Below are 1717 nucleotides of genomic sequence, written 5' to 3' on the forward strand. Positions count from 1 at the left end.
AACCGCTACTGGGAAAACTGGACGCAAGAAAACCAATCAGCTATCGCATAGACGCTGGACTGCTAACGGGGGCCCAACCAGGACCGTCATTGAAGGCCTCACAGTCGGAGGTCTCGGCGGCGCCTTCAGCATCGATCAAAAGTACCGGACCGAAGGAAAAGACTGGTGGCCTAATGAGGAGCCAACGCCGGAACAAGCCGAACAGCTTTTGGCGAACGGACCGGTGGACATCCTGATCACCCACGACGTTCCCGTATCCGTCCCTATGAAGAGCGACCTGAAACTAACGGCCGATGTAATCTCTGAGGCAGCGCGAACCAGAATCCTTCTCGACGAGGTGGTGCGCAAATTGCGGCCCCCACACCTGTTCGCTGGTCATTGGCACCAACGGCGAATCCACGAACTCAAACATGAGGACGGCTCAGTTACGCGAGTCGATGTCCTGGCAAACGAGCTGGCCAACAACGGCAACGCTGTACTGGTGTGGCCCGACGAAACAATGCCGCTGAGGGTAGAACCGCTGAGGGTTACGACGCGGTGAGTGGACAGGCGACCCAGGAGGAAGTAGCTAGGTACAGACCGAAGGAGAGCAGGAATGATCGAACGGGTAACTCGGCGAGACCGAGGCGATTACAAATTTATAACCTCCAGCGGCAGCGTGTACCGGCTCGTTCTGAAGGACGACTCCAAAACGCTCACCCGGTTCACACAGATTGAGTCAGCGACCGAAGACTATGAAGACGAGTCTGTTTCAGACCTACGTCGCGATGGAGATCCAATACCCGTCCTGAATTTCTCTGACCTTGAGGTGGGGAAGAATGGAAACTTCTGGCTGCAAATTCGCGACGACGGGGTCGAGACATTCCGGTGCACCACACCGATAACAACCATCGAAATCTGGAGGGCTCGAACCACGGTCATAGGAATTCGAGAGATCGTACGCCGACTGAACGTCGGGCTCGGAGCCACTCTGGTCGCCGGACTAGCCGGAAGCACCGTCCGTGACATCAGTAGGGAGTGGCAGAAGGTCAACGGCGCAGAGCCCGGTCCGGAAGCTCAACAGCGTCTCCGACTAGCACACCAGGTATGGCGGATTATTTCCGATGCCGAGGGGGAGCACATAGCACGGTTGTGGTTCATAGGCTCAAACCTTTGGCTCAATGACGACTCACCCATCGACGCGATACGGGAGGACCGTGCCGACGAAGTCATACAAGCTGCCGAGGCTGTGGTCACAGGCCAATTCTCCGGATGACGATTATAGAGGAGGAAATCACCCTGACTGCTGGCTGGGATAGCTGAGCGATAGATTCGGTCGATGCGAATCATTCCCCTTTCCTTATGGGGCTCGCTCAATCTACTTACAACTAACTAGTCAGGATCTACCGGAATGGAAACCGAAGTGCCTTGATACTTTTCCCACCAGCCAGCCAGCGTATCGCGGTTCTCAATGACAGCGGCCACCATGCCCGCAAGCTTATTGGATTTGATGCCTCGAACTGTGCCTATTACTTCGGCCGTCTCCAGATTGACCTTGAACTCCAGCTTTGGCTCTCCTTTGATTTGAACGTGGACATGGGGCGGAGGGTGGTCGTTTGAATGGACGACGAGAGTCACCCCTCCTTCAAGAGCCAACCTGGTTGGGCCCCCGTTAGCAGTCCAGCGTCTATGCGATAGCTGATTGGTTTTCTTGCGTCCAGTTTTCCCAGTAGCGGTT

The 1717-nt window shown here is 55.7% G+C and carries 2 protein-coding genes and 1 pseudogene; 2 read left to right on the plus strand and 1 reads right to left on the minus strand.

Going from position 1 to position 1717, the window contains the following annotated elements; translation table 11 throughout:
* Positions 1-541 (plus strand): annotated as a pseudogene (locus ABD059_RS05695) (hypothetical protein); the annotation flags it as partial.
* Between the two features lie 54 nt (positions 542-595).
* Complete coding sequence (locus ABD059_RS05700; RefSeq protein ID WP_343878399.1) at positions 596-1255, plus strand: hypothetical protein; 660 nt, start codon at positions 596-598, stop codon at positions 1253-1255.
* Positions 1256-1371: 116 nt separating this feature from the next.
* Here ABD059_RS05700 and ABD059_RS05705 read toward each other — a convergent pair.
* A partial coding sequence (locus ABD059_RS05705) for a DUF4160 domain-containing protein (protein WP_343878400.1) occupies positions 1372-1717 on the minus strand: 346 nt, incomplete at its 5' end.

Source organism: Arthrobacter flavus (assembly GCF_039526005.1).
In the GTDB taxonomy this organism is placed as follows: Bacteria; Actinomycetota; Actinomycetes; order Actinomycetales; family Micrococcaceae; genus Arthrobacter_D; species Arthrobacter_D flavus.

Coding starts and splice junctions, on each gene's coding strand:
- ABD059_RS05700 (WP_343878399.1), top strand. CDS start 596: ATGATCGAACGGGTAACTCGGCGAGACCGAGGCGATTACAAATTTATA.